The sequence below is a fragment of the Amycolatopsis sp. QT-25 genome (genome assembly GCF_029369745.1).
GTDB lineage: Bacteria > Actinomycetota > Actinomycetes > Mycobacteriales > Pseudonocardiaceae > Amycolatopsis.
The window spans coordinates 3,852,169-3,875,172 of record NZ_CP120210.1; the positions used below are offsets into that span (position 1 = coordinate 3,852,169).

The 23,004-nt window shown below is 68.0% G+C and carries 22 protein-coding genes; 14 read left to right on the forward strand and 8 right to left on the reverse strand.

The window, feature by feature from the left end:
* Positions 1-332: 332 nt before the first annotated feature.
* The 5 genes from P3102_RS17940 to mptB all read left to right on the forward strand — a co-directional run bounded on the left by P3102_RS17940 (position 333) and on the right by mptB (position 7,480).
* On the forward strand, positions 333-2,117 hold the full coding sequence (locus P3102_RS17940) for an ABC transporter substrate-binding protein (RefSeq protein WP_276371224.1): 1,785 nt from the start codon (positions 333-335) through the stop codon (positions 2,115-2,117).
* Between the two features lie 185 nt (positions 2,118-2,302).
* Complete coding sequence (locus P3102_RS17945; protein WP_276370750.1) at positions 2,303-3,334, forward strand: ABC transporter permease; 1,032 nt, start codon at positions 2,303-2,305, stop codon at positions 3,332-3,334.
* Entirely contained in the window at positions 3,331-4,236 is a 906-nt protein-coding gene (locus tag P3102_RS17950; RefSeq protein ID WP_276370752.1) for an ABC transporter permease, read from the forward strand. The genes P3102_RS17945 and P3102_RS17950 overlap by 4 nt, the downstream gene beginning before the upstream one ends.
* Positions 4,233-5,903 (forward strand): ABC transporter ATP-binding protein, encoded by a 1,671-nt coding sequence (locus P3102_RS17955; RefSeq protein WP_276370754.1) that lies wholly within the window; start codon positions 4,233-4,235, stop codon positions 5,901-5,903. The genes P3102_RS17950 and P3102_RS17955 overlap by 4 nt, the downstream gene beginning before the upstream one ends.
* 14 nt (positions 5,904-5,917) lie before the next feature.
* Positions 5,918-7,480, forward strand: a complete 1,563-nt coding sequence (gene mptB / locus P3102_RS17960) for a polyprenol phosphomannose-dependent alpha 1,6 mannosyltransferase MptB (RefSeq protein WP_276370756.1) — start codon at positions 5,918-5,920, stop codon at positions 7,478-7,480.
* 249 nt (positions 7,481-7,729) lie between these two features.
* Here mptB and P3102_RS17965 read toward each other — a convergent pair whose 3' ends face one another.
* Genes P3102_RS17965 through P3102_RS17980 form a run of 4 tightly spaced genes read right to left on the reverse strand, consistent with a single transcriptional unit; the run spans position 7,730 to position 11,659 of the window.
* The gene (locus P3102_RS17965) at positions 7,730-8,146 is read right to left on the reverse strand and encodes a TIGR03668 family PPOX class F420-dependent oxidoreductase (protein WP_276370758.1); all 417 of its coding nucleotides are present in this window, start codon (positions 8,144-8,146) and stop codon (positions 7,730-7,732) included.
* A 13-nt stretch (positions 8,147-8,159) separates the two neighbouring features.
* Positions 8,160-8,786 carry a class I SAM-dependent methyltransferase gene (locus P3102_RS17970; protein ID WP_276370760.1) on the reverse strand — a complete coding sequence of 209 codons (627 nt, stop codon included), beginning with the start codon at positions 8,784-8,786 and terminating at the stop codon, positions 8,160-8,162.
* 48 nt (positions 8,787-8,834) lie between these two features.
* The gene (locus tag P3102_RS17975; protein WP_276370762.1) at positions 8,835-9,722 is read right to left on the reverse strand and encodes an LD-carboxypeptidase; all 888 of its coding nucleotides are present in this window, start codon (positions 9,720-9,722) and stop codon (positions 8,835-8,837) included.
* Positions 9,719-11,659: a prolyl oligopeptidase family serine peptidase gene (locus P3102_RS17980; protein ID WP_276370765.1), complete on the reverse strand. Its 1,941-nt coding sequence runs from the start codon at positions 11,657-11,659 to the stop codon at positions 9,719-9,721. Before P3102_RS17980 ends, P3102_RS17975 begins: the two co-directional genes overlap by 4 nt.
* Positions 11,660-11,780: 121 nt before the next feature.
* Here P3102_RS17980 and P3102_RS17985 point away from each other — a divergent pair, with 121 nt between their 5' ends.
* The 6 genes from P3102_RS17985 to P3102_RS18010 all read left to right on the forward strand — a co-directional run bounded on the left by P3102_RS17985 (position 11,781) and on the right by P3102_RS18010 (position 16,825).
* Positions 11,781-12,356, forward strand: coding sequence for a DUF3090 domain-containing protein (locus P3102_RS17985; RefSeq protein WP_276370766.1), 576 nt, complete (start codon positions 11,781-11,783; stop codon positions 12,354-12,356).
* 5 nt (positions 12,357-12,361) lie between these two features.
* Positions 12,362-13,144: an SCO1664 family protein gene (locus tag P3102_RS17990; RefSeq protein WP_276370768.1), complete on the forward strand. Its 783-nt coding sequence runs from the start codon at positions 12,362-12,364 to the stop codon at positions 13,142-13,144.
* The gene (locus tag P3102_RS17995; protein WP_276370770.1) at positions 13,129-14,022 is read left to right on the forward strand and encodes an aminoglycoside phosphotransferase family protein; all 894 of its coding nucleotides are present in this window, start codon (positions 13,129-13,131) and stop codon (positions 14,020-14,022) included. The genes P3102_RS17990 and P3102_RS17995 overlap by 16 nt, the downstream gene beginning before the upstream one ends.
* Positions 14,023-14,072: 50 nt before the next feature.
* Positions 14,073-14,888: a DUF3097 domain-containing protein gene (locus P3102_RS18000; RefSeq protein WP_276370771.1), complete on the forward strand. Its 816-nt coding sequence runs from the start codon at positions 14,073-14,075 to the stop codon at positions 14,886-14,888.
* Positions 14,889-14,983: 95 nt separating this feature from the next.
* Entirely contained in the window at positions 14,984-15,415 is a 432-nt protein-coding gene (locus P3102_RS18005) for an NfeD family protein (protein WP_276370773.1), read from the forward strand.
* Between the two features lie 57 nt (positions 15,416-15,472).
* Positions 15,473-16,825 (forward strand): SPFH domain-containing protein, encoded by a 1,353-nt coding sequence (locus P3102_RS18010; protein WP_276371226.1) that lies wholly within the window; start codon positions 15,473-15,475, stop codon positions 16,823-16,825.
* Positions 16,826-17,065: 240 nt separating this feature from the next.
* On the opposite strand, the gene P3102_RS18015 is transcribed toward P3102_RS18010, so the two are convergent.
* The gene (locus P3102_RS18015) at positions 17,066-18,274 is read right to left on the reverse strand and encodes a helix-turn-helix transcriptional regulator (protein WP_276370775.1); all 1,209 of its coding nucleotides are present in this window, start codon (positions 18,272-18,274) and stop codon (positions 17,066-17,068) included.
* 305 nt (positions 18,275-18,579) lie between these two features.
* Here P3102_RS18015 and P3102_RS18020 point away from each other — a divergent pair, with 305 nt between their 5' ends.
* From P3102_RS18020 to P3102_RS18030, 3 genes are all read left to right on the forward strand, one after another.
* A complete protein-coding gene (locus P3102_RS18020) occupies positions 18,580-18,786 on the forward strand; it encodes a hypothetical protein (RefSeq protein ID WP_276370777.1) in 207 nt (68 codons plus the stop codon).
* A 110-nt stretch (positions 18,787-18,896) separates the two neighbouring features.
* The gene (locus P3102_RS18025; RefSeq protein ID WP_276370778.1) at positions 18,897-19,376 is read left to right on the forward strand and encodes a hypothetical protein; all 480 of its coding nucleotides are present in this window, start codon (positions 18,897-18,899) and stop codon (positions 19,374-19,376) included.
* Positions 19,376-20,254: a phosphotransferase gene (locus tag P3102_RS18030; RefSeq protein WP_276371228.1), complete on the forward strand. Its 879-nt coding sequence runs from the start codon at positions 19,376-19,378 to the stop codon at positions 20,252-20,254. Before P3102_RS18025 ends, P3102_RS18030 begins: the two co-directional genes overlap by 1 nt.
* Before the next feature lie 349 nt (positions 20,255-20,603).
* On the opposite strand, the gene P3102_RS18035 is transcribed toward P3102_RS18030, so the two are convergent.
* From P3102_RS18035 to P3102_RS18045, 3 genes are read right to left on the reverse strand one after another with little or no spacing between them, the layout of a single operon-like run.
* Positions 20,604-20,978 (reverse strand): MerR family transcriptional regulator, encoded by a 375-nt coding sequence (locus tag P3102_RS18035; protein WP_276370780.1) that lies wholly within the window; start codon positions 20,976-20,978, stop codon positions 20,604-20,606.
* Complete coding sequence (locus P3102_RS18040; RefSeq protein ID WP_276370781.1) at positions 20,975-22,417, reverse strand: DHA2 family efflux MFS transporter permease subunit; 1,443 nt, start codon at positions 22,415-22,417, stop codon at positions 20,975-20,977. The genes P3102_RS18035 and P3102_RS18040 overlap by 4 nt, the downstream gene beginning before the upstream one ends.
* Positions 22,414-22,998 (reverse strand): NAD(P)H-dependent oxidoreductase, encoded by a 585-nt coding sequence (locus P3102_RS18045; RefSeq protein ID WP_276370783.1) that lies wholly within the window; start codon positions 22,996-22,998, stop codon positions 22,414-22,416. Before P3102_RS18045 ends, P3102_RS18040 begins: the two co-directional genes overlap by 4 nt.
* Between the last annotated feature and the right edge of the window lie 6 nt (positions 22,999-23,004).

Sequence of the window (23,004 nt, forward strand, 5' to 3'; positions counted from 1 at the left end):
CGAATCGCTTCGCTCACACTTCGCCGCACGTATCGATTGAGCATCATCGGACGCAAGCGTTCTGCAAGCACGCTTCCCTTGAATGCCCAGGACAGTGCCCGTGTCATCGCCTCGCGCGACAGAACGGTGACTCAACGCAACTGTGATAGGACGTAAAGTAGCTGCCGGCCACGCGACGACATCCGCCGCGCACCATCGGTGTTGGCCAGTCATTGCGCGGTTACCGCGACATGTGGTTACTTTTCCGCCTCAGGGGTTGGGACACAGCGAGTTTCGATGGGGTGGTCTTCGTGCGCACTGAGCGTTTTCCGAAGCGACGACGCGGTCTTCGCGTGGTCGCGGTCCTTGCCGCTTCGGCGGTCGCGACGGTGCCTTTCGTGCCCGCCGCGGCGGCACAGCAGCAGGGCAAGGTCCTCCGGGTGGCGCTCACGACCGGCATCGACCACCTGAATCCCTTCACCGCCCAGCTGGCGGCGTCGACCCAGGTCGGCCGGTTCACCTACGAGTTCCTCACCCTGCCTTCGGCTGAGGACACTCAGCCCACGGGTGGCGTCGCGGAGTCGTGGAAGACCTCGGACGACAAACTCACCTGGACCTTCACCATCCGTCAGGGGATGAAGTGGTCCGACGGCAAACCGGTGACCGCGCAGGACCCGGCGTACACCTTCCAGCGGATGCTCGACGACGAGAACGCCCGCACCGCGAACGGCAGCTACGTCTCCAACTTCGCGTCGGTGTCGGCGCCGGACGACAAGACGCTCGTCCTCAAGACCAAGGCCCCGCAGTCGAGTATGACCTCGCTCGACGTCCCGATCGTGCCCAAGCACATCTGGGAGCCGATCAAGGACCTCAACGCCCCCTCGACCGACGAGATGGCCGTCGTCGGTGTCGGCAGCGGCCCCTATCTGCTGACCGAGTACAAGAAGAACGAGTTCGTGAAGTTCAAGGCGAACAAGGACTACTGGCGTGGCGCACCCAAGGTGGACGAACTGCAGCTTCTGCAGTTCAAGGACGCCGAGGCCGCCGTCAACGCGCTGAAGCAGGGCGAGGTCGACGTCATCAACCGGCTCACGCCGACGCAGTTCGACGCGCTCAAGGGCGAGAAGAACATCACCACGAACAAGGCGCCGGGCCGCCGGTACAACGAGCTGATCATCAACTTCGGCGTCAAGAACGTCCTCGACCAGCCGATCGGTGACGGCAACCCGATCCTGAAGGACGTCCGTGTCCGCAAGGCGATCGCGCAAGCCATCGACACCGAGACCATCGTCCAGAAGGTGATGAACGGCTACGGCCAGCCCGGTACCGGGGTCGTGCCCGCGATCTACAAGGCCTACACCTGGACTCCGTCCGAGGCCGAGAAGACCAAGTTCGACATCGCGGCCGCGAACGCCACCCTCGACCAGGCGGGTTACGCCAAGGGCGCGGACGGCATCCGGGTCGCCCCCGGCGGCGCGAAGCTGGAATTCCGGCTCGCCGGCCATGCGAACCGGCCCTTCGACCAGCGCACCGCGCAGTTCGTCAGTGGCTGGCTCAAGGACATCGGCATCGGCGTCAAGCAGGAACTCGTCTCCGACGACGAGCTGGACGACCGCACCACCGCGGGCAACTACGACCTCGCGATCTCCGGCTACGGCACCTCGCCCGACCCGGACTACGCCCTGAGCCTGAACACTTGCGCCGGCCGTCCGAACGCGGAAGGCAACGGCGGCAGCTCGTCGACGTACTTCTGCGACCCGCGCTACGAAGACCTGTACAAGAAGCAGCTGACCGAGTTCGACCCCGCCAAGCGCGCCGAACTGGTCAAGCAAGCCCAGGCCGTGCTGGCGGGCGAGTACGTCGACGTCGTCCTGGACTACGACAACGTGCTCGAGGCCTACCGCTCGGACAAGTTCTCCTCGTTCACCAAACAGCCGCAGCCCGACGGCGCGATCCTCGAGCAGTCCGGCTACTGGGGCGTCTACGGCGCCACTCCGGCCGACACGGCCGCCGCGGGTGCCGAGGAAAACAGCAACACCGGATTGTGGATCGGCATCGGCGCGGTCGTGCTCGTGGTGCTCGTCGGTGGCGGCGTGCTGCTCGGGCGGCGCGGCAAGTCGGCCGACGACCGGGAGTAAGAGCCGGTCGGCGAAGCCGGCACATTCTCCGAGAAAGGGACATGAAGCGTGAACCCGCCTGGCCGACGGCTCCGCTATCGCGGTGGCAAGGCGCCCTCCCTGCTCACGGTGACAGGGACGACCTGGTCGTGCCCTGCCGACGCGATCGCGGACGCGAGTTCACCGACAAACGCCAAAGGACCGCGTTGACCGAAGCACTCAGTTCCCTCGACCAGACCCCGGCGCTCGTCGATCCCGGCGAGCGCCGGGGTGGGACCGGCACCGCCCGGTTCGTGCTCTCCAAGATCGGCGGCGCGCTGGCGAGCCTCGCGCTCGTCGTCGTGCTGGGGTTCTTCCTGTTCCGGACGCTGCCCGGCGATCCCGTGCGGTTCATGGTCCGCGACCGGCCGACCGACCCGAAGATGATGGCCGAACTGCGTGCGCAGATGGGCGTGGACAAGCCGCTGCTGCGGCAGTTCTGGGACTACGTCGCCGGTCTGCTCCAGGGCGACATGGGGGTCTCGTACCTCCAGCGGCGCCCGGTGTTCGACATGGTCGGCGAGCGGTTGTGGCCGACGATCCTGCTGGTCGGCAGCGCGACCGTGCTCGCCGTCTTGCTCGGCCTGTGGCTCGGTGTCCGCGCGGGCTGGCGCCGGGGGAGCAGGTTCGACAAGGTCCAAACAGGACTGGCGCTGACGCTGTGGTCGGTACCGCAGTTCTGGCTCGGGCTCATGTTGCTGGTGGCCGGCAACGGTCTCTTCCCGAGCCGTGGCATGCATTCCCCCGATGTCGAGCCGGGGTTCTTCAGCGAAGGGCTCGACGTGCTCCACCATCTGGTACTGCCGTGCGTGACCCTGCTGGTGGTGTTCTACGCGCAGTACATGCTGGTCATGCGGTCGTCCCTGATCGGCGAGATGAATTCGGACTACCTCACCACCGCCAGGGCCAAGGGGCTGCGCGACGACCTCGTCCGCAAGCGGCACGCCGTGCCCAACGCGCTGCTGCCGACGGTGACGCTGGTCTTCATGCAGTTCGGGATGGTCGTCTCGGGCGCGGTCTCGGTGGAGGCCGTGTTCAGCTGGCCGGGCCTCGGGCAGCTGCTCTACGAAGCGCTCCGTGGGCCTGATCTGCCTGTCCTGCAAGGGGTCTTCGTCACCCTCGCGGGTGCGGTGGTGCTGATGAACCTGCTCGCGGAGCTGCTCTACCGCGTGCTCGACCCGAGGGTGCGGACGGCATGACCACAGCGGAAAAACCGAGTTCGATCGTCTGGCGCCGCCGCCGTGAGGCCGTGGCGAAGCGCTGGCACGAGTTCAGGACGAACAAGGCCGGCGTCTTCGGGCTGGCCTTCCTCGGCCTCCTCACGCTGCTGGCCGTCCTCGCGCCGGTGATCTCGGACGAATCCGGCCTCGATGTCACCAAGGCCGAAGGCGCTTCACTGGACCCACCCAGCGGGGAGTTCTGGCTGGGCACCGACATCGACGGCCGTTCGGTGCTGCTGATGACGTTCTGGGGCGCACGGATCTCGCTGCTCACCGGCTTCTCGGCGGCGTTCCTCTCGGTGCTGATCGGCACTCTCATCGGGATCGCGGCCGCGCACTTCGGCGGCTGGCTGTCCGGGCTGCTGCTGCGGTTCACGGACTTCTTCCTGGTGCTGCCGTCCCTCGTCCTCGCCGTGGCGCTCGCCTCGGTACTGGAGCAGGGCACGATGACGGTGATCATCGCCATCGGCGTCACCGCCTGGCCCAGCACCGCGCGCCTGGTCCGCGCGCAGACCCTCACGATCGAGGGCCGTCCGTACATCGAGCGCGCGAAGGCGCTCGGCGGCGGTCACCTGCACATCGTCGGCAAGCACGTCCTTCCCGGCGTCATGCCGCTCGTGCTGGCCAACACCACACTCGTCGTGGGCAACGCGGTCATCGCGGACGCGACACTGGCGTTCCTCGGGGTCGGCAACCCGAACACCGTCTCCTGGGGAGCCATGCTGCAGACCGCCTTGAACAACGGCGCGATCAGCAAGGGCGCCTGGTGGAACCTGCTGCCGCCGGGTATCGCGATCGTCGTGGTCGTTCTCGCCTTCACCCTCGTCGGACGCGCGCTGGAGACCGTGCTGAACCCGCGCCTGAAGGGACAGCACGCATGAGCCCCTTGCTGGAACTGAAGAACCTCGGCGTCACCTACACCACCGGAAGCGGTGAGGTCGCCGCCGTCCGCGGGGTCGGCCTCGTGCTCGAACCCGGCGACACCCTCGGAGTGGCAGGGGAGTCGGGGTCGGGGAAGTCGACGGTCGCGATGAGCGTGCTGCGGCTGCTCCCGCGTTCGGCCAAGGTCAGCGGAGAGATCCTGCTGGACGGCGAAGACGTCACGGCCATGAAGTGGGGCAGGTTGCGCGCGGTGCGCTGGGCCGAGGCCTCGGTCGTGTTCCAGGGCGCGATGCACGCGCTCAACCCGGTCCGCCGCATCGGCGAGCAGATCGCCGAGCCGATCCGCCTGCACCCGCCCGGCGGCAAGGCACTGTCGGACGGTGCGATCCAGGCCAAGGTCAAGGAACTGCTCGAACAGGTCGACCTGCCGCCCGGCCGCGCCGGGGCGTACCCGCACGAGCTGTCCGGCGGTCAGAAGCAGCGCGTCATGATCGCGATGGCGCTGGCTTGCGCGCCGCGGCTGATCATCGCGGACGAGCCGACCACCGCGCTCGACGTCGTCGTCCAGGCACAGGTGCTCGACCTGCTGGGCAGGCTGGTCGCCGAACAGGGGATCGGGCTGATCATGATCAGCCACGACCTGTCGGTGCTCGCCGCGACCTGCCGCCGGATCGCGGTGATGTACGACGGCGAAATCGTCGAGGAACGGCCGAGCGCGGAGCTGATGAACGCGCCGCGGCACGAGCACAGCAAGGCGCTGGCGGCCGCGTTCCCGACCGTCGGCGACCCGGTGTCGCGGTTCGCGCCGGCCACCAGCACGCCGCTGCCGCCCGAACCGGAACGCAGTGGCGACCAGCCCGCACTGCTGGAGGCCGAGGATCTGCGCGTCAGTTTCCGCGACCGCACCGGTAAGCGGATCGACGCCGTCGCCGGGGTGAGCCTCCAGGTGCGGAAGGACGAGATCGTCGCGCTCGTCGGCCAGTCCGGCTCGGGCAAGACGACGCTGGCCCGCACGCTGCTCGGGCTGCAGAAACCCGACTCCGGCGCGGTGCGGTACGCCGGGAAACCGGTTCCGCTCGGCGGCGCCGGGCTCAAGGCGTACCGGCGGCGGGTCCAGCTCGTGCTGCAGGACCCGACGAGCGCGCTGAACCCGAACCACACGGTGTACGAGGCCGTCGCGGAAGGTCCCCGCATCCACGGAATGACCGCGAACGAGCACGACCTCGTCCTCAAGGCACTCGAAGCGGCCGAACTGCGGCCCGCGGAGAAGTTCCTCGACCGGCTCCCGCACGAGCTGTCCGGCGGGCAGCGGCAGCGGGTCGTCATCGCGGGCGCGTTGGCGCTGGACCCCGGCGTGATCGTGGCCGACGAACCGGTGGCCTCGCTCGACGCTTCGGTGCGAGGGGAGATCCTCGCGCTGTTGCTGCGCTTGCGCCGTGAGCTGGGTCTCGCCGGGCTCGTGATCACGCACGACCTCGGGCTGGCCTGGAACATCGCCGACCGGGTCGCGGTCATGTACCGCGGGGAACTGGTGGAGGTCGGTACCGTGGAGGAGGTCCTGCTGGACCCGAAACACGACTACACGAAGTCGCTGCTCGCCGCGTTGCCCGGTGGTACCGCGCGGGAAACACCCATTGCCACGCACACGCACAGGCGCGGTGTGTAACCTCCAATCTCGAAATGGCGACCACGACAGACCCCCCGCAGACGCCCTCGGCCGGTTCCCTCGGCGAGCGGCTCCGGGTGCCTTCCCGGTTCCCGTACCGCACCATCGCGATGGGAACCATCGGCAGCACGCTGCTGATGCTGGCGGCGCTCGGTGCCGGCGGCATCCTCGTCCGTGACCCGATCCTGGGGCACGGACCATTGTCGTGGATCCGCTACGGCCACGGCCGCATCCTCGCCAACGCGACGCTCTACACGGGCTTCGGGCTGATCATCTGGGCGTGGGTCCGGCTCGGCCGCTACGCGCTCGCCGGGCGGATCGCCAGCCGTCCGATCGTGATCGCCGCCGCCTGCTGGATGGCGCCTCTGCTGGTCTCGCCGCCGTTGTTCACCCGCGACGTCTTCTCCTACCTCGCGCAGGGCGCGCAGCTCCTCAACGGGCTCGACCCGTACGCCAACGGCCCGGCCGAACTGGTCGTGCTGCCGGACGTCGTGCAGAACGTCCACCCGCTGTGGCAGACCACGCCCGCGCCGTACGGCCCGCTGTTCCTGCTGATCGCCAAGGGGATCGTCTCGGTCACCGGCAACGACATGATCGCCGGCGTCATCGCGACCCGGCTGGTGCTGATGATCGGCCTGGTCGGAATGCTGTGGTCGCTGCCGCGGCTGGTCAAGCACCTCGGTGGCAAGCTGCCGATCACCCTGTGGCTCGCCATCGCCAGCCCGATGACGGTGATCCACCTCGTCGGTGGCCCGCACAACGATCTGCTGATGCTGGGCTTCCTCACCGTCGGCGTGCTGGCCGCGCTGGAGCGCAGACACGTCGTCGCGATCGTCCTGGTCACCATCGGCATGCTGATCAAGCCCACCGCGGCGTGGGCGCTGCCGTTCCTGGTCTGGGTGTGGGCGAACCACCTGCCCGGCGACCGGAAGGTGGCCGACTTCCTCCGCGCGGGCGCCGCGTCGGTCGGGATCTTCCTGCCGGTGTTCGTCGCGGGCACCTGGCTGTCGCTCGGCTCGGTCAACCTCGGCTGGCTGACCGGCCTCAAGGCGCCGACGCTGATCGCGAACTGGATGAACTTCCCGACCGGGATCGGCGAGATCTTCTACTCGCTGGTCAACCTGGTGATCGACGTCGAGGTCTCGCCGTTCGTCACCGTGTTCCGGGCGATCGCGATGGTCGGCCTGTTCGTCTTCGCCGGCCGCCAATGGTGGCTCGCCCGCGACGGCGGCAACCCGGCCGTCCACCGGATGGCGATCGTCCTGCTGGCCGGCGCGATCGTCCCGCCGCCCTCGCTGCCGTGGTATCTGACCTGGGGTTTCGTGGTCCTGTCCGCGTTCGAATGGCGCCGCCGGAACCTCGCGGTCGTCGTCGCGGTGTCGGTGTTCGTCACGCTGGTCTACTACCCGACCGGGGAGCAGGCGCTGTACGACTGGTGGTTCATGGCGGTCGTCGTCGCGGCGAGTGTGTACGCGGCCGCTTCACTGCTGCGGCCGGATCCGATGGGGATCATTTCGGCTTGGCGGGGGAGGCCGGTGGAGCAGTTCCTGCCCGCCGAGGCTCCTCGCTCCACCTGAGTTTCGAGTACATGAAGGCCCCCTTCCTTGCGTTGGACGCAAGGAAGGGGGCCTTCATGTACTCGGGGGCAGGGCAGCCGGCGTCATTAGCGGGGGCTTGGCTGAAGGTGGTAGGGGCTTCTGTCGTCGCTTCTCAGGCGATGCCAAAAACTTGGGCGGCTGCCAGGCGCTCGCCGAATGTATAACGACCTATACGGTCTCGCGATGGCGTTGTCACCGCAAAGCAGCAACAACGCCGAAAAAGAAAGCTCAAGAAGCCCGCCACCCACTCCACGAGTGGACCAGCGTGCTCACCACGGCGTGCGGCGCAGGTTGTGCCTCGTACTGCGGATATTTCTCCCGCAGCAGCCGCACCGGCAGTGCCTGCTCGTGGGGGTCGGTCAGCACCCGGGCGACCCCGTCCGCCCGGGCCCACCACAGGCCGGTCCAGTCCTCGGCGTAATGGTCGGTAAGAAAACCGACCACCGGGTTCTCCGCGATGTTCTCCAGCCGTCGCAACGCCGTGGTGCTTTTCGGCTTGTGGTCGATCGCGAACGCGACCGAGTCGCCTTCGACGACGAAGGTCACCGGCACGAGGTGCGGCTTGCCGTCCGAGCCCGTCGTCGCCAGCCTCGCTACCCGCTCGCCTTCGAACCGTGACCGGGCTTCCGCAGCCGTCATCCGCATGCCGCGACCGTACCTAGCGCGAGCGTCGCACGCGGAGCACGTTGTCCGAACGCGTTCCGTGCTGTCCCTCCGGTCCGGGGGAATCGTGCGTGATCAGGTCCTGCCGTTCCACGGTCCAATCACCGTCGGTGAGCACGATTGTTTCGAGCACCTCGGCCGTCGTCGGGAAGTGGACGTCCTTGTGCGGTGGCTCCTCCATCCACGTCGGCCAGCCCGCGTGACCGGCGACGACCAGGGTGCCACCGGGGGCGACGGCCTCGGCTGCGCGGCGGAGTGCCTTGTCCCGCTCGTCGTCCTCCGCGACGGGGGAGTGGAAGAACTGCGCGGAGACGAGATCGAAGCGACCCTCCGGGAACGATTTCGCCAGGTCGTGACGTTCCCAGACGATGCCCTCGACTCCGGCCGTTGCCGCGTGCGCGGCGGCGCGTTCGAGCGCGACCTCCGAGATGTCGACGGCGGTGACCCGCCAACCCTGCTGCGCGAGCCAGATGGCGTCGCCGCCTTCGCCGCAGCCGAGATCGAGCGCCGTGCCCGGGGTGAGCGAGGCGACCTCGTGCACGAGGATCGGGTTCGCCTTACCGCTCCAGACCTGCTCTTTGTCTCGATAGAAGTCTTCCCAGAACTGCTGTGTGGAATCCATGTCCGAAAGATGCCCTCGGCCCGGCCAAGAGCGCAAGTTCCGTTGCCGTTATGGCAAAACGCGGAGGGTGCCCGCGTCCGCGTCGAGGGTGGCCCGCGCACCGAGGGGGATGGTCGGTGACGCGGGAACGTGTCCGACGCCGAATTCCCACGCCACGGGCACCCCGAGCGGTCCGAGCCGGTCGAGCATGAGGCCACGGATGGCCTCGGGCTCACCGCAGGACCGCCACGAGCCCAGCACGAACCCGCGGACACCGTCGAGCCAGCCGGAACGCAGCAATTGCGTGAGCATCCGGTCGATCCGGTAGAGGCTCTCGGTGACGTCCTCCAGCACCACGAGCGCGTCGCGTGCCGAGCCTTGTTCCGGAGCGCCGAGGCTCGAGGTCAGCAGGGCGAGATTGCCACCGATGAGCGTGCCGGTCGCGGTGCCCGCCACGAGCGGCGAAGACGTCGGCGACGCGATCGTCCGCACGGAGTCCGGCTCGAACAACGAAAGCCGCAGGTGTTCGGCGGCGACCGCGTCGAACAGGGTGGTCGCGGGCATGGGCGAGAACAGCGTCTCCAGGCCCAAGTGGACGTTCACGGCCAAGTGCAGTGCCGTCACGTCGCTCGATCCGGCGAACATCTTGGGTCCGGCCGCCCGCAGCGCCGCCCAGTCGACGAGGTCGAGCATCCGCTGTGCGCCGTAGCCGCCGCGGGCGGCGAGGACGCAGGTCACTCCGGGGTCCAGCCAGGCGCGGGTGAACTCGGTGGCCCGTGCCTCGTCGGAGGCCGACAGGTAGCCGGTGGACGCCGCGCGGACGCACTCGCCGACGTGGACTTCGACGCCCCAGCCGCGGAGGACCGGCAGCGCCTTGTCGACCAGGTCCGCCGGGACGGGGCCTGCGGGGGCGAACAGGGCGATCGTGTCACCCGGCCGCGTTTTCGCCGGCCTCACCGGCTCAGCCGGAGTTTCGGTACGCCGGGCGTCTCGAAGCCGAAGACCTGCCCGTAGAACGACAGCTCCGCTTCGAGTGCGGCCACGATGGTCTCCGCCTTCCGGAAACCGTGTTGCTCGCCTTCGAACCTCAGGTAGGCGTGCTCGATGCCGCGCCCCGCCAGCCCGGCCACGAACCGGTCCGCCTGCTCCGGTGGGCAGATCTCGTCCTCCAGCCCCTGCAAGAACAACAACGGGCCGGCGAGGGTGTCCGCGTTGTTGATCGGCGACCGGTCCCGGTAGCGCTGTTCGCAGTCCGGCAGCGGCCCGACCAGCCCGTCGAGGTAGCGCGACTCGAAGTCGTGCGTTTCGCCGCCGTCCCCGGTCCACTGGCCGAGGTCGAGGATCGGGTACATCACGGTGCCCGCGCGGTAGGTGGTCGTGGTGGTCAGCGAGGCGGCGGCGGTGTACCCGCCGGCGCTGCCGCCGCGGATCGCCAGCCTGTCGCCGTCGACGGTGCCTTCGGCGGCGAGGGCCTCGGCGACGGTGACACAGTCCGCGACGTCGACGACGCCCCACTGTTCCCGCAGCCGTTCGCGATAGGCGCGGCCGTATCCGGTCGACCCGCCGTAATTCACCGTGACCACGGCGATCCCGCGGCTGGTGAAGTACGCGATCTCGTAGTCGAGCACCGCGCTGTCCCGGCCGGTCGGGCCGCCGTGCGGGTACACGAACAGCGGCGGGCGTTCGCCGTCCGGCGCGGCGAAGTCGGCGTTCGCGGGCAGGTAGACGAAAGCCGGGATCTGGTCGCCGTCGTCGTTCTTGAAGATCCGCTCCACCGGCGTCGGCAGGTAGGCGGGCGACGGTGGTTCGGGTGCCGGCGCGAGTTCGGTGACTGTCCCGCCGTCGAGATCGACCTTCACGACGGCGCCTTCGCGGGCCGGGCCCGCCGCGACGCCGACCACGTGGCCTTCGTGTACCGCGAAAGCGTTGGCGGACCACGCGGTGAGGTCGGCGGCGGCCGCCACCGGGGTCACTTGCCGCGTTGTCTCGTCGAGGATGGCGAGCTTGCCCGAGGCGATGACGGCGAACCGGCCGTCCCCGAGCGGCGCGAACCAGCGTGCGCCGAGTTTCCACTGCGCACCGCCGATCTCCTGCTCCGACGGTGCGAGGTTCGTGATGCCGCCGTCGAGTCCGACGCGGTGCAGATTCCACCAGCCGTCCGGGTCGAGCAACGCCAGCAGGCTGTCCGCCGTCTCCCATTCGACCTGGCAGACGGCGACGTCCGGCGCGCCGGCGAGTACGCGGTGGGGTCCGAAGGTCCCGTCCTCGCGGAGTTCGGCGACGCACAGTTCCGTGCCGTCCCAAGGCATCGCGGGATGGTTCCAGCCGATCCACGCCGCCCGCCCGCCGTCGGGTGAGAGGTGCGGCGCGGTGAGGAAGTGGTGGCCGGCCGTCAGCACCCGTTCAGGGCCGCCGTCGAGGGGGACGGCGATGAGGTCACGGGCGATGTCGACGCGCCGGGGGCCGGTGCTGCGTTCGCGCACCAGCCAGACTTCACCGGTCCGGCCGGGCCGGAGGTCGCTGTAGCGGATCTGGTGCGGGGTGGCCGGTTCCGGGGTGAGCGGGGTCGTCTCGCCGGTGGCCAGGTCGCGGCGGTAGACACGCTGATCGGCCCAGTGGGTGAAGACCAGGTCGTCGCCAAGGACGAGCCAGGGGCGGCCACCGTATTCGTGGACCCGGTTCCGGACGTTCCAGGGAGGGGGAAGGACGTCTTTGACCGTGCCGTCGGCGCGGGACCGCACGAGGGTCACGCGGCCACCCTCACCGGTTCTCGCTTCGGCCCACCACACCTCGTTCCCCGCCGTTGCCAGCCATTGCGCGCTGCCTCCCGAGGCCGCGACATCGGCGGCCGACAGGGGAGACGTCCAGGTGCCGTAAGGGGCGATCTCAACCACAGGAGAAGAGTAGGTTCGCCCCCTTTGCCCATGACGGTCCGGGCGCGGCGGTTTCGCCCTGGGCTGAACCTTGGGGCGGCGGGTGCCGATCACGGGGTCGTGGCCTAGGGTCAAAGGTGCCATGTCTCGCGTAATCCACGTCTTCCGCCAGCCCGACCGGTTCGTCGCCGGAACCGTCGGTGAGCCCGGCGACCGCACCTTCTACCTCCAGGCGTCCGAGGACGTCCGCACGATCAGTGTGACGATCGAGAAACAGCAGGTCGTGGTCTTGGCCGAACGGCTCAGCTCGCTGCTGGAAGAGGTCGCCAGCCGGTTCGGCGCGGACGTACCGGCCGACGCGCCCGACGAGCTGCTCGACGTCGACCCCCTCACGGTTCCGGTCGAGGAGGAGTTCCGCGTCGGCACCATGGGGCTCGGCTGGGACGCGGACAGCAGCGCCGTCGTCATCGAGCTGCTCGCGATGACGGAGGGCGAGGTGGACGAAACGGTCGTTCTGGACGACACCGAAGAAGGCCCGGACGCCGTCCGTGTCTTCCTCAGCCCTGGCGCGGCGCGCGCTTTCGCGGAACGAGCCGACCGGGTGGTCAACGCCGGTCGCAAGCCGTGCCCGCTGTGCGCCGAGCCGCTCGACCCGGCGGGCCACATCTGCCCGCGGCAGAACGGGTACCGGCGCGACGTCGACGTTCTCGAGGACTGAACGGGGTGACGGAGACTTCGCGGGAGCTGGTGACGCGCGGCAAGATCGACGTCGAAGGCAGGCTTGTCGACGCTTCCAACGTCACGCTCTTCTGCACGATCGAACTCGACGGCGTCTCCGGCAACGTCGTGTACAAGCCGGTGTCCGGTGAGCGGCCGTTGTGGGACTTCCCGGACGGGACGCTCGCCGGCCGCGAGGTCGCGACGGCCATGGTCGCCGAAGCTTCCGGGCTCGGCGCGATCCCGCCCACGGTGTTGCGCGACGGCCCGTTCGGGCCCGGCATGGTGCAGCTGTGGATCGAGACCACCGAGGAGGAACTGGTCGACGTCCGGTCACCAGGTGATCTGCCGGAGGACTGGCGCGTCGTCCTGCACGCGCACGACCGCGACGGTGAACCGGCGGTGCTCGCGCACGCGAATCGGCAGGGGATGCGGGAACTCGCCTTGCTCGACATCGTGGTCAACAACACCGACCGCAAGGGCGGCCACGTGCTCGCCGGTGCCGACGGCCGGGTCTACGGCGTCGACCATGGCATCTGCCTGCACACCGACCCGAAGCTGCGGACGGTGCTCTGGGGCTGGATCGGTGAGCGGCTGACCGAGGCCGAGGCCGGCAAGCTGCGTGGCCTGCGCGAGCGGCTGGACGGCGAACTCGGCGACGCGCTCGGCGAGCATCTCACCGGCTTCGAGATCCGAGCGCTGGCCGAGCGCACCGAACTGCTGCTGGCCGAGGGTGTCTTCCCGGAGCCCGGCGACGACTGGCGGGCTGTCCCGTGGCCGTTGTTCTGATCGACGACGAGGCGCGAGCGCGCCTGGTCGCGCGGTTCGGCGAAGACGTCACGGCGTGGTGCGACGCACTGCCCGCGCTCGTGACCCGGCTGGCGGCGCGGTGGGGGCTCACCGTCGTCGACGCGAAACCCGGCAACACCGGCCGGACCCTGATCTGTGCCGGGGACGACGGCGCCAAGAAGGTCCTCAAACTGACGCCGGATCACGCGATCGCCGAGTCCGAGGCCGCCGCGCTGCGGGCGTGGGACGGCTGCTCGCGGGTCGTGCAGGTCCTCGCCACCGCACTCGCCGACGGCGCGATCCTGCTGGAAGGCATCGATCCCGGCACACAACTGGGGGAAGCCGGGGCGAACCTTCCCTGGGCCGAGGTCGGCGATCTGCTGGCCCAGATCCACGTGGTGAGGCCACCATCGGGTTTTTCGCCGTTGGAGGATCGTGTCGCTTTCATGTACCGGCTGGCCGAGCGCAGGCTGCGCGGTTCGGTGGCCGAGGCCACGCTTTCGCTGGAGACCCTCGATCGCGCCCGGCTACGGGCACTGGCACTCGCGACCGGCGGGGGAGCGAGGTCGATCGTGCACGGCGACCTGCATCCGGGCAATGTCCTCGACGGCGGGCCCGGCCGGGGAGCGGTCGCGATCGATCCGCGCCCGAGCGTCGGTGATCCGGCCTTCGATCTCGTCGACTGGGTCACGTTGCCGATGAGGGAAGGCGGCACGCTCGAAGACGGTTTCGACGCGATCGCGCCGCATCTGCCGGGCTTCGACGCCGAGCGTGTCCGCGCGTGGTGTGTCGCGCTCTCGCCGCTGGTCGTGATGCGTCCGCTCGACCGAGGTGAGCGGACCCCGTTCGTCGAAGCGATGCTCCAAATGACCGCCTGACCGGCGTGGCGGGGAGACGCCGACTCCGTGCCCCGATAGCGTCGAACGCCGTGCGCTCCCATTCGTACGACGACGTGTTGTCCGGTCCGCGCAAGCGGAAGATCCCCGAGGTGCCCGCCGAGCCCGGGCTCGTGGTCGAGGACCCGGCCAGCGGCTATTGCGGTGCCGTGGTGAAGATCGAGTACGGCAACGTCGTCCTCGAAGACCGGCACGGCAAGCACCGCGTGTTCCCGTTGAATCCCGCGGGTTTCCTGCTCGAAGGCAAACCGGTCACGCTGGTGCCCGCGAAGGCGGCCCCGAAGACCCCGGTCAGGCGGATCTCCGCGTCCGGTTCGGTCCAGGTCCAAGGGCTCAAGGCCAGGGTCGCGCGCGATTCGCGGATCTGGGTGGAGGGCAAGCACGACGCCGAACTCGTCGAACGGGTGTGGGGACACGACCTGCGCGTCGAAGGGGTGGTGGTGGAACCACTCGATGGTGTGGACGTGCTCGCCGAGCGCATCGACGAATTCGGCACCGGAACCGGCCGTCGCCTCGGTGTGCTGGTGGACCATCTGGTCGTGGGCAGCAAGGAATCCCGGATCGTCGACGGAATCCGCGACGAGAACGTGCTGATCACCGGGCATCCGTACATCGACATCTGGGAGGCTGTGAAACCCTCCGTCGTCGGCATCCGCGGCTGGCCGAAGATCCCGCGTGGCACGGAGTGGAAACAGGGAGTCTGCGACGCGCTCGGCTGGGGCGAGCCGTGGGAAGGCTGGCAGCGCGTCCTGGCGGCGGTCGGCAGCTACCGGGATCTGGAAACGCCGCTGATCGGAGCGGTGGAGCGGCTCATCGACTTCGTCTCCGACCCGGGTGAGGAATCCTGAATGCCCGGTTTGCGCGGGGTCACTCAAGGTCACGCGTCGGTCACGTCGGTTTCGCTTCTTCGGTATGAAACGGCGCGATCTGGGAGCATGAACGCATGACAGGCGCGCTCATCTGGCTGATCGCCGGGATCCTCTTGATCATCGCCGAGCTGCTCTCGGGTGACCTGTTCCTGCTCATGCTGGGCGCGGGAGCCCTGTTCGGGGCCGGCTCCGCCGCGCTGACCGGGAACCCGTTCATCGACGTCGCGGTGTTCGCCGTCACCTCGGTCGGGATGCTCGCCCTCGTCCGGCCCGCCCTCAAACGCCGGTTCCTCGCGGGACCGGACATCAAGACCAACACCGACGCGCTGATCGGCGCGCGAGCGGTAGTAGTGTCCACAGTGGACGTCGAAGCCGGGCAGGTGAAGCTGGCGGGTGACGTCTGGTCGGCCAGGGCCATGACCGAAGGGGAACCGATCGCCCCGGGGACATCGGTGACGGTCGTCGAGATCTCGGGTGCCACGGCGGTCGTCTCCGCCGAGCTGTGAGCCGGACGGCCGAACTGCAAGGGTTTCTACGTAAGGGGAAGGTAGTTGTCAGAAACAGTGGTGTTCATCGTCGTCGGATTGCTCGCGTTGTTCGTGATCGTCGTCGTGGTCAAGGCGATCATGGTGGTGCCGCAGGCGCAGTCCGCCGTGATCGAACGGCTGGGCCGGTTCCGGACGGTGGCTTCTCCCGGCCTGACGTTTCTGGTGCCCTTCCTGGACAAGGTGCGGGCACGGATCGACCTGCGCGAGCAGGTCGTCTCGTTCCCGCCCCAGCCCGTGATCACCGAGGACAACCTGACCGTGTCGATCGACACGGTCGTGTACTTCCAGGTGACCGACTCGCGTGCCGCGGTCTACGAGATCTCGAACTACATCGTCGGTGTCGAGCAGCTGACCACCACGACGCTGCGTAACGTCGTCGGTGGCATGAGCCTCGAGCAGACGCTGACCTCGCGCGACTCGATCAACAGCCAGCTGCGCGGGGTGCTCGACGAAGCCACCGGCCGCTGGGGTATCCGCGTCGCCCGCGTCGAGCTGAAGGCGATCGACCCGCCGCCCTCCATCCAGGATTCGATGGAGAAGCAGATGCGTGCCGACCGTGAGAAGCGCGCGATGATCCTGACCGCCGAAGGTCAGCGTGAATCGGCGATCAAGACCGCGGAAGGTCAGAAGCAGAGCCAGATCCTCGCCGCCGAAGGTGCCAAGCAGGCCGCGATCCTGAGCGCGGAAGCGGAGCGGCAGTCGCGGATCCTGCGGGCGCAGGGTGAACGTGCCGCCCGGTACCTGCAGGCGCAGGGTCAGGCGAAGGCCATCGAGAAGGTCTTCGCGGCGATCAAGGCCGGACGTCCCACGCCCGAGGTCCTGGCGTACCAGTACCTGCAAACCCTGCCGCAGCTGGCGCAGGGCGACGCGAACAAGGTCTGGATGATCCCGAGCGACTACGGCAAGGCCCTGGAAGGCTTCGCCCGGGCGCTCGGTGCCCCCGGCGACGACGGCGTGTTCCGCTACGAGCCGCCGAAGGAAGACCCTGTCGAGAAGCCGGACCTCGAGGACGAAGAGGTCCAGGGCTGGTTCGACACCTCCAGCGACCCGAAGGTCGCCGAAGCCGTCGCGGCGGCGGAAGCCGTGGCACGCAAGGAAGTTCCGGCGCTGGGCGTCGCGACGCCGAGGCAGGAGCCGCCCGCTCCGCGTCAGGTGCCCAAGGCCGCGCCCGCTCCCGAGCCGGAGGCCGCTCCGGAGCCGCCGCAGCAGCAGATTCCGCCGCCCTCGCGGTTGCCGCAGCCGCAGTCGCCCGCCGGCCCGCAGGGTGGCCCGTACCAGGTGCCGCCGTCGCAGGGGTCGGGCGGCGGGCCGTTCCCGCAGCAGGGCCCGTTCGGTGGGCCGCAAGGTGGTCCGCCGCCGCAGCGCTGAGTCAGGTGAGGAAGAGGGCCGTCCCGCTTGGGGGCGGCCCTCTTTCGTTTGCTTTAGGGCCGCTAGTCCGTGAAGGAGTCTTCGGCGGTACGCAGGGAGTACACGACAGCGGAGAACACAATGGTCGGCACCGGGAACGGGCCTTCCGCGGACAGGTCATGCACGCACGTCGCAACATGAGCTGTCGTCGGCAGGTTTGCGACGGCGGCCGGCCCGCGCTATGGTGTCCACCGATTTTTCTTAATTGATAAGCTGCTCAATTTCTTCGACGCGGCATGTCAGGCGGGTGGAATTGATTCCAGTTGAAGTGATCCGGGCGTCCTCGATGACGTCGCGTGCGGCATCTAGCTCGCCCGCGCGAGCGTAGGATTCGGCTAGCCAGGTTTGATACAGGGCGATTTCACGCACGTGACTGGCTTCGTATCCGTTAATAGCCTTAATGAGAAGCGGAGCGGCCTCCGCAGGCTGCCCGATCTCGATGTAACAGCGACCGGCCATGACGTCGATTTCGTCACGGTTCAGCCAGTAGACCCATTCCGGCTCTTTGATTCCAGCGGAGCGCGCTTCGTAGGCGTCGTCTACGGCATTCAATGCTCTACGTGCGGCCTCGGTGTCCCTGGACTTGGCAGCAGCCCAGGCCACGCGCTCTAGCAGCAATGCCTTGGCAACGGGTGTCGCGCGCTCGGCGCCCTTGACGGCAGTCTTCGCTAACAGGGCCGCATCGACAGGGTTTCCCACGTTCGTCATCTGGTATGCGAGCGAGGAAAGCAGTTGCCCGGCAAGCGTCTGGTCGCCCGCGTCCCGTGCGGCGGAGACTCCGTCCAGGTACACCCGCTGCGCTTCCTGGTAGTGCCCTGCGTCGCTAGCGACCCAGCCGACGAGCTGAGAGAGTTCGCCAAGCGCGACGAGAAGCCGCTTGCCGATGTTCTCGGTATAGCTCCCGATTTCCACGATTTCCATCGTGTCTGCCAGCTCCCGGTGAACGATCGGCATGAGGTCCCCGCCGCCGATCGTGTCGTCCAGGTAGCGGAGATCGATAACCCGCCGTTCGATCTCGGAAGTCAGGCTTTCCCCGACCCGCCGTCCAGAGGTTCGGTGCACAGCGACAGGCGTGGCCGCCACGAGCCACTCGTGTGCCATCCGAAGAGGGTCCTGTTTCGGGCCGTAGAGAGCCTCCGCCGAGACGTTGAGCGCGCGTGAATATGCCGTCACATGCTCCGGTCTCACGGTCCGTTTGCCGTTCTCCAGGAGGCTCAAGTAGGGCTTGGTGTAGTTGGTCTTGGCGGCCATCGCGGACAGGCTGAGGTCGGCGGCCTCGCGTGCCGCCCGCAACCGCTGCCCTAGCTCAGCCATGCCCATCCACCACGTCTGTAAACCCTTGTAAACAGCGGCGCTATTCCAATCATGGCGTGTGACGACCAGGCTACCTGATGTGAACAGGTCAACCACCAGCCGAAGGAGGGAGATGACAGCACTGGACGACAGGCCTCGGCGACTCGCCAAACGGTTGTTCGTGTCGCGTGCGGCCACGTACGAGTGGCATGCCTTTATCGACGGCCTTGCGCACAGCTACCTCACTGGCCAGGTTGAAAATGATTGGCCGCCCCTCCTGACGCCTTGGTGCGAGGAAACGCAGGCATACCCGCTGAAACATGATCGAGCGAGCGTGACGCAACATCGCGTCCGGCCCACGCCGGACCGGATCTGCGCACGCTGTGTCCACCGAGTGCGCACAGCGAACCAGGAAGCGCGCCGTGGAGAAGCGTGACCGAGAGCTTTTCGCTCGGCTTGCCCTGATCAACCACGAATACGGCGACATCGTCCTTCATCTGTTGTCGATTCAGTACGACGAAACGGAATTCGCGCGGAGCCTGCGGACACTCGGTGAAGCCCACACCCAGCTTGGCCACGAACTCACAGAGCGGGCGGTCGAGTTGACTAAAGAAGGGCTCGAACCCTAGGCGCCCGGTCGAGGCAGCCGTGCAGCCCCCGAACGGGTGCGTCGGCTGGTTCCTCGTCTTTGACGTGGCAAAAAAATGGTTCATGAAGAGGAGAGAGAATGACTATCACCGTGGAAGAAATCACCGGGCAAGGCCTTGTCTCCGAGAAGCTGTTCAACCGGCTCGTGAACAAGGTCTCCAAGGAACACGACATGACGCGCGAGTTCGCCGCGCGGATCATGGATCAGGCCCTCGCGTATCTCGGAGCCTGCTCCGGGGCGTCCGAGCCGCTGTCTCCGAGTGAGACCGTCGACATCGGCTGGCACACCTTCATTCTCTACACGCGCGAGTACGCCGCGTTCTGCGACCGCGTAGCAGGCCGGTTCATCCACCACGAGCCCACCGACACCGGGGCCATCCCCTTCACGAAGACTCTGAAGGATTCGATGAGCGCGACCATGAAGGCCCTGCGCGATGCCGGGTACGCCGTCGATCTTCCGCTGTGGACCGCGTCGGCAAAGTGCAACCAGTGCACGGACGGGTGTACGCACTCCGGCGGCGACACAGGATGCCATCAGTACCAGGTGTGCGCTGATACGGTCCCCGCGTGATGGAGCGATTCACCTGGGATGACCTACCGGTCACCATCCACAGCGCGGTCCAGGCGCGCCTTGGTTCGATCACCGTCGTGCGAGAGATCGAACAGGGGCAGAACTGCAATGTCGCTCTCGTGCTGCGCGGTGATCAGGGAGACGTCTTCCTGAAGGGCGTTCGAGGTGTCAGCCCACAAATGCGCTGGCTTCGGAACGAGTCCGGGGCCGGAGAACTCGCTCCCGGAGTAGCCCCGGAAACCCGGTTCAGCGAAGACATCGACGCGGAGGCTCCCTGGCTCATCGTCGGTTTCGAGTACGTCAACGGTCGTCCCGCCGATCTGTCTCCGGGATCTGACGACCTCGCGACCGTCGCCACGACAGTTGCCAGGATCAATGGGCTTTCCGGCGAAGCGGCACAGCCCCTCAGCAAGCGCTGGGCGTCCACCGACTGGTGGACCAAACTCGCGGCCGAGGCCCCGGACAAGGTGGCGGGATTCAATCCCGAGGAGCTGACCGACTGGTGCCGTGCGACCCCCAGCCTGATCGAGGGGGCCGCTCTGCTCCACACCGATCTCCACGAGCACCAGTTCATGATCGACGATGATTCGTCGTCTGTGCGGGTGATCGACTGGGGACGGCCTGCCTCGGGCGCGGCATGGGTAGATACAGCCTTCTTGGTCGTGCGGCTCATCGCGGCGGGCCATGAGCCGGGCGAGGCCGAGGAGTGGGCGTCAACGGTGCCGTCGTGGTCCGAACGGACGGATAAAGCAGTCACGGCCTTCGCCTGCTATGTAGCTGGACTGTGGAGCTACCGAGCCGCGACAACTCCGTTCCCCGGCGCCACCAGGCTCGCCACCGCCGCAAGGCAGTATGCCCGGCACCGCCTGACGAGCTAGTCCAAGCGAAAGCGCCGGGGGACCGCGAGTCGCTCGTGATGCTCCCGTTCTTGCCAACGCTGCGCAGGTGACGCACAAGGCCCCCACCTGCGCGAAGGTGAGGGCCTACTGCTCGTGTACCGGTACACGCTGGGTACACCGGAGCACCGAAAAGGGCCGGTAACGACCGTGCTAACCGGATCGATTTTCGCTGATCAAGACCCTCTCGACGCGTTTTATACAAGTCAGAACCGGTCATTACAGAAGGAGGCCTTCACGACTCGTTTCCCGGGCGCTGAAACCCGGTCGTCACTGGAGTTCGTCCCTGGTCGAGGGTGCAGGGTGACGCCATGGACTCAGCGGCTTTCGTTCAGCTTCTGAGGAAAGCGAGCGTCCGGTACTCGTCGACCACGGCGGCGAGTTCGGCGATGCGGGTCTGTCCGGCCTCGACGAGTCGTTGCCCCGCACTTGACCACTGCTCGAGGTCGGAGGACATCGGCGGGATCTCGGCCAGGATCTCCGCGCTTTCGGCGAGACTGAGTCCGACGCGCTGGGCGGCGACCGCGAGCCGGATCCGGCAGATGGCGTCGATCGTGAACCGGCGCGCGTTGCCGGTGGTGCGTTCGGCGGTGACTATCCGGTAGCGCTCGTAGTAGCGGACGGCGTTGGCCGAGACCTTGGCCTTGTTCGCGACCTCGCCGACGGTCAGCCGGGCGTGGTCCCGGGATCGTGCCGGCGTTGTCATGTCGTGTTCCGGACGAGTTCCGCCGCCGGAATGGGCTTGGTCCGCAGCCTGACCACCAGGGCGAGCACCATGACCGCGAGGACACCGACGAGAGTCAGACGATACGCGTCGACGATCTCCCCGGTGAGCGCCGCGCCCGCCGCCGGATCGCTCAGCGCGGCGAGCCCCTGCCCGGCGGTGGCGGCTGCGATCAGGCCGGTGAACACCCCGCTCACCACCGCCGTGCCGACCGCGCTCGCGATGGTGCTGGACAAGGGAAGGATCGCGGAACCGGACGCGAGATCCGGGCCGTGCAGGTGCCGGCCCGCGCTCACGATGGTGGGCAACATGATCGCCCCCGTACCCGCCCCCTGCAGTACTCCCAAGATCGCCAGCACCGGGTAGGGCGTGTCCGGTGTCAGGACGAGGATGGTCAGTGCGGTCGAGACGATCGCGAGACTCAGCCCGGTCCCGACCACGATCCGCGGGCCGAAGCGTTCCAGGACGCGGGCGGCGAACTGGATGGTGAGGCCCATCCCGATCGTGCTCGGCACCATCATCAGCGCGCTGATCAATGCCGAATCGCCCCGCATCAGCTGAATGTAGGCGGGCATCAGCAGCATCGAGCCGAAGTACGGGCCGGCGTACAGGACGAGGACCGCGGCGTTGCGCCCGAACGTCCGGTCCTGCAGCAGCCGGACGTTCAGCAGCGGTGCGTGATGCCGCCACGACCTCCGGATGAACACGGCCATCAGCGCCAGACCGGCGGCGACGATGGCCGCTCGGACGTTCATGCCGACCGTCTCTTCGCTGAATCCGTACGCCACCGCGACCACACCGGGGACGAGCAGCAAGCCACCGGCGAAATCGATCGGAGCGCGTTCCGCCGACGGGATGTCCGCGGGCACCCAGCGCAGCACGCCGGCGACGCCGAGCAGGGCGGGCGGAACGGTGATGAAGAACAGTGCCCGCCACGACAGGTTCTCCAGCAGAAGCCCCCCGAGCATCGGACCGAGGATCGGCCCGATCAACAAGGGAAGACCGGTGATCGTGGTCATCCGGCTCCGGCGTTCCGGGGCCACCGCGCCGAATCCGATGGTCATCCCCAGCGGATTGATGAGGCCGCCGGCGAGGCCCTGCACCGCCCGTGTGGCGATCAGCCAGCCCAGCTCGCCGGCGGCTCCGGCGGCCGCGGACGTCACCGCGAACACGAGCAGCGCCGCCAGATACACCCGGCGCGCTCCCCAGCGCTGTGCCAAGGTCGCCGCGAGCGGCATCGCCGCGACCATGCCGAGCGCGTAGGCGGTCGCGATCCACTGGATCGTGGTGAGCGACGCGGAGAACGTCGTCATGAACCGTGGCAGCGCGACGGCGACGATCGTGGTGTCGAGAACGGCCATCAATCCGCCGAGCGCGATCACCGAGGCGATGCGCAGTTCCTGTCCGGTCAGGCGATTCATGCCGCATTCGCCTGAGCCGCGACGCGTCCGGCGCGCAGGGTGCGGGCCCACCAGCCCAGTTCCGTCATCGTCGCGGCCAGTGCGCCGCGTTCGCCTTCGGTGCCCTCGTATCCGTTCGGGCCCAGGCGGGTCCACGGTGCGGTCAACAGCACCGCGTCGCGGATGGTGGTCGCGCGCAGTTCGGGGAAGATCAGCCGTAGCTGCTCGATGGCGCGGATACCGCCCGAACCGGCGCCGTAGCCGACGAACGCGACGGGTTTGTGCGCCCATTCGGTGAAATGCCAGTCGATCGCGTTCTTCAGCGCCGCCGGGAAACTGTGGTTGTACTCCGGGGTGAGGACGAGGTAGGCGTCGGCCACGCGCAGCCTGGCGCTGATCACCGTCTCGGTGCCGCCGGGCTGTGTTCCCTGCAACGGCAGATGGATGTCGGCGAGGTCGATGGGGTCGACCTCGAATCCGTCGAGCGCGGCGAGTTCGGTCAGGAGCCAGCCGGTGATGGCGTCGGCGAAGCGTTCGTGCCGGACGCTGCCGATGATCACGGCGAGGCGAAGGGGGGACTGGGTGGTGCTCTCTGTGGTCATGCCGAA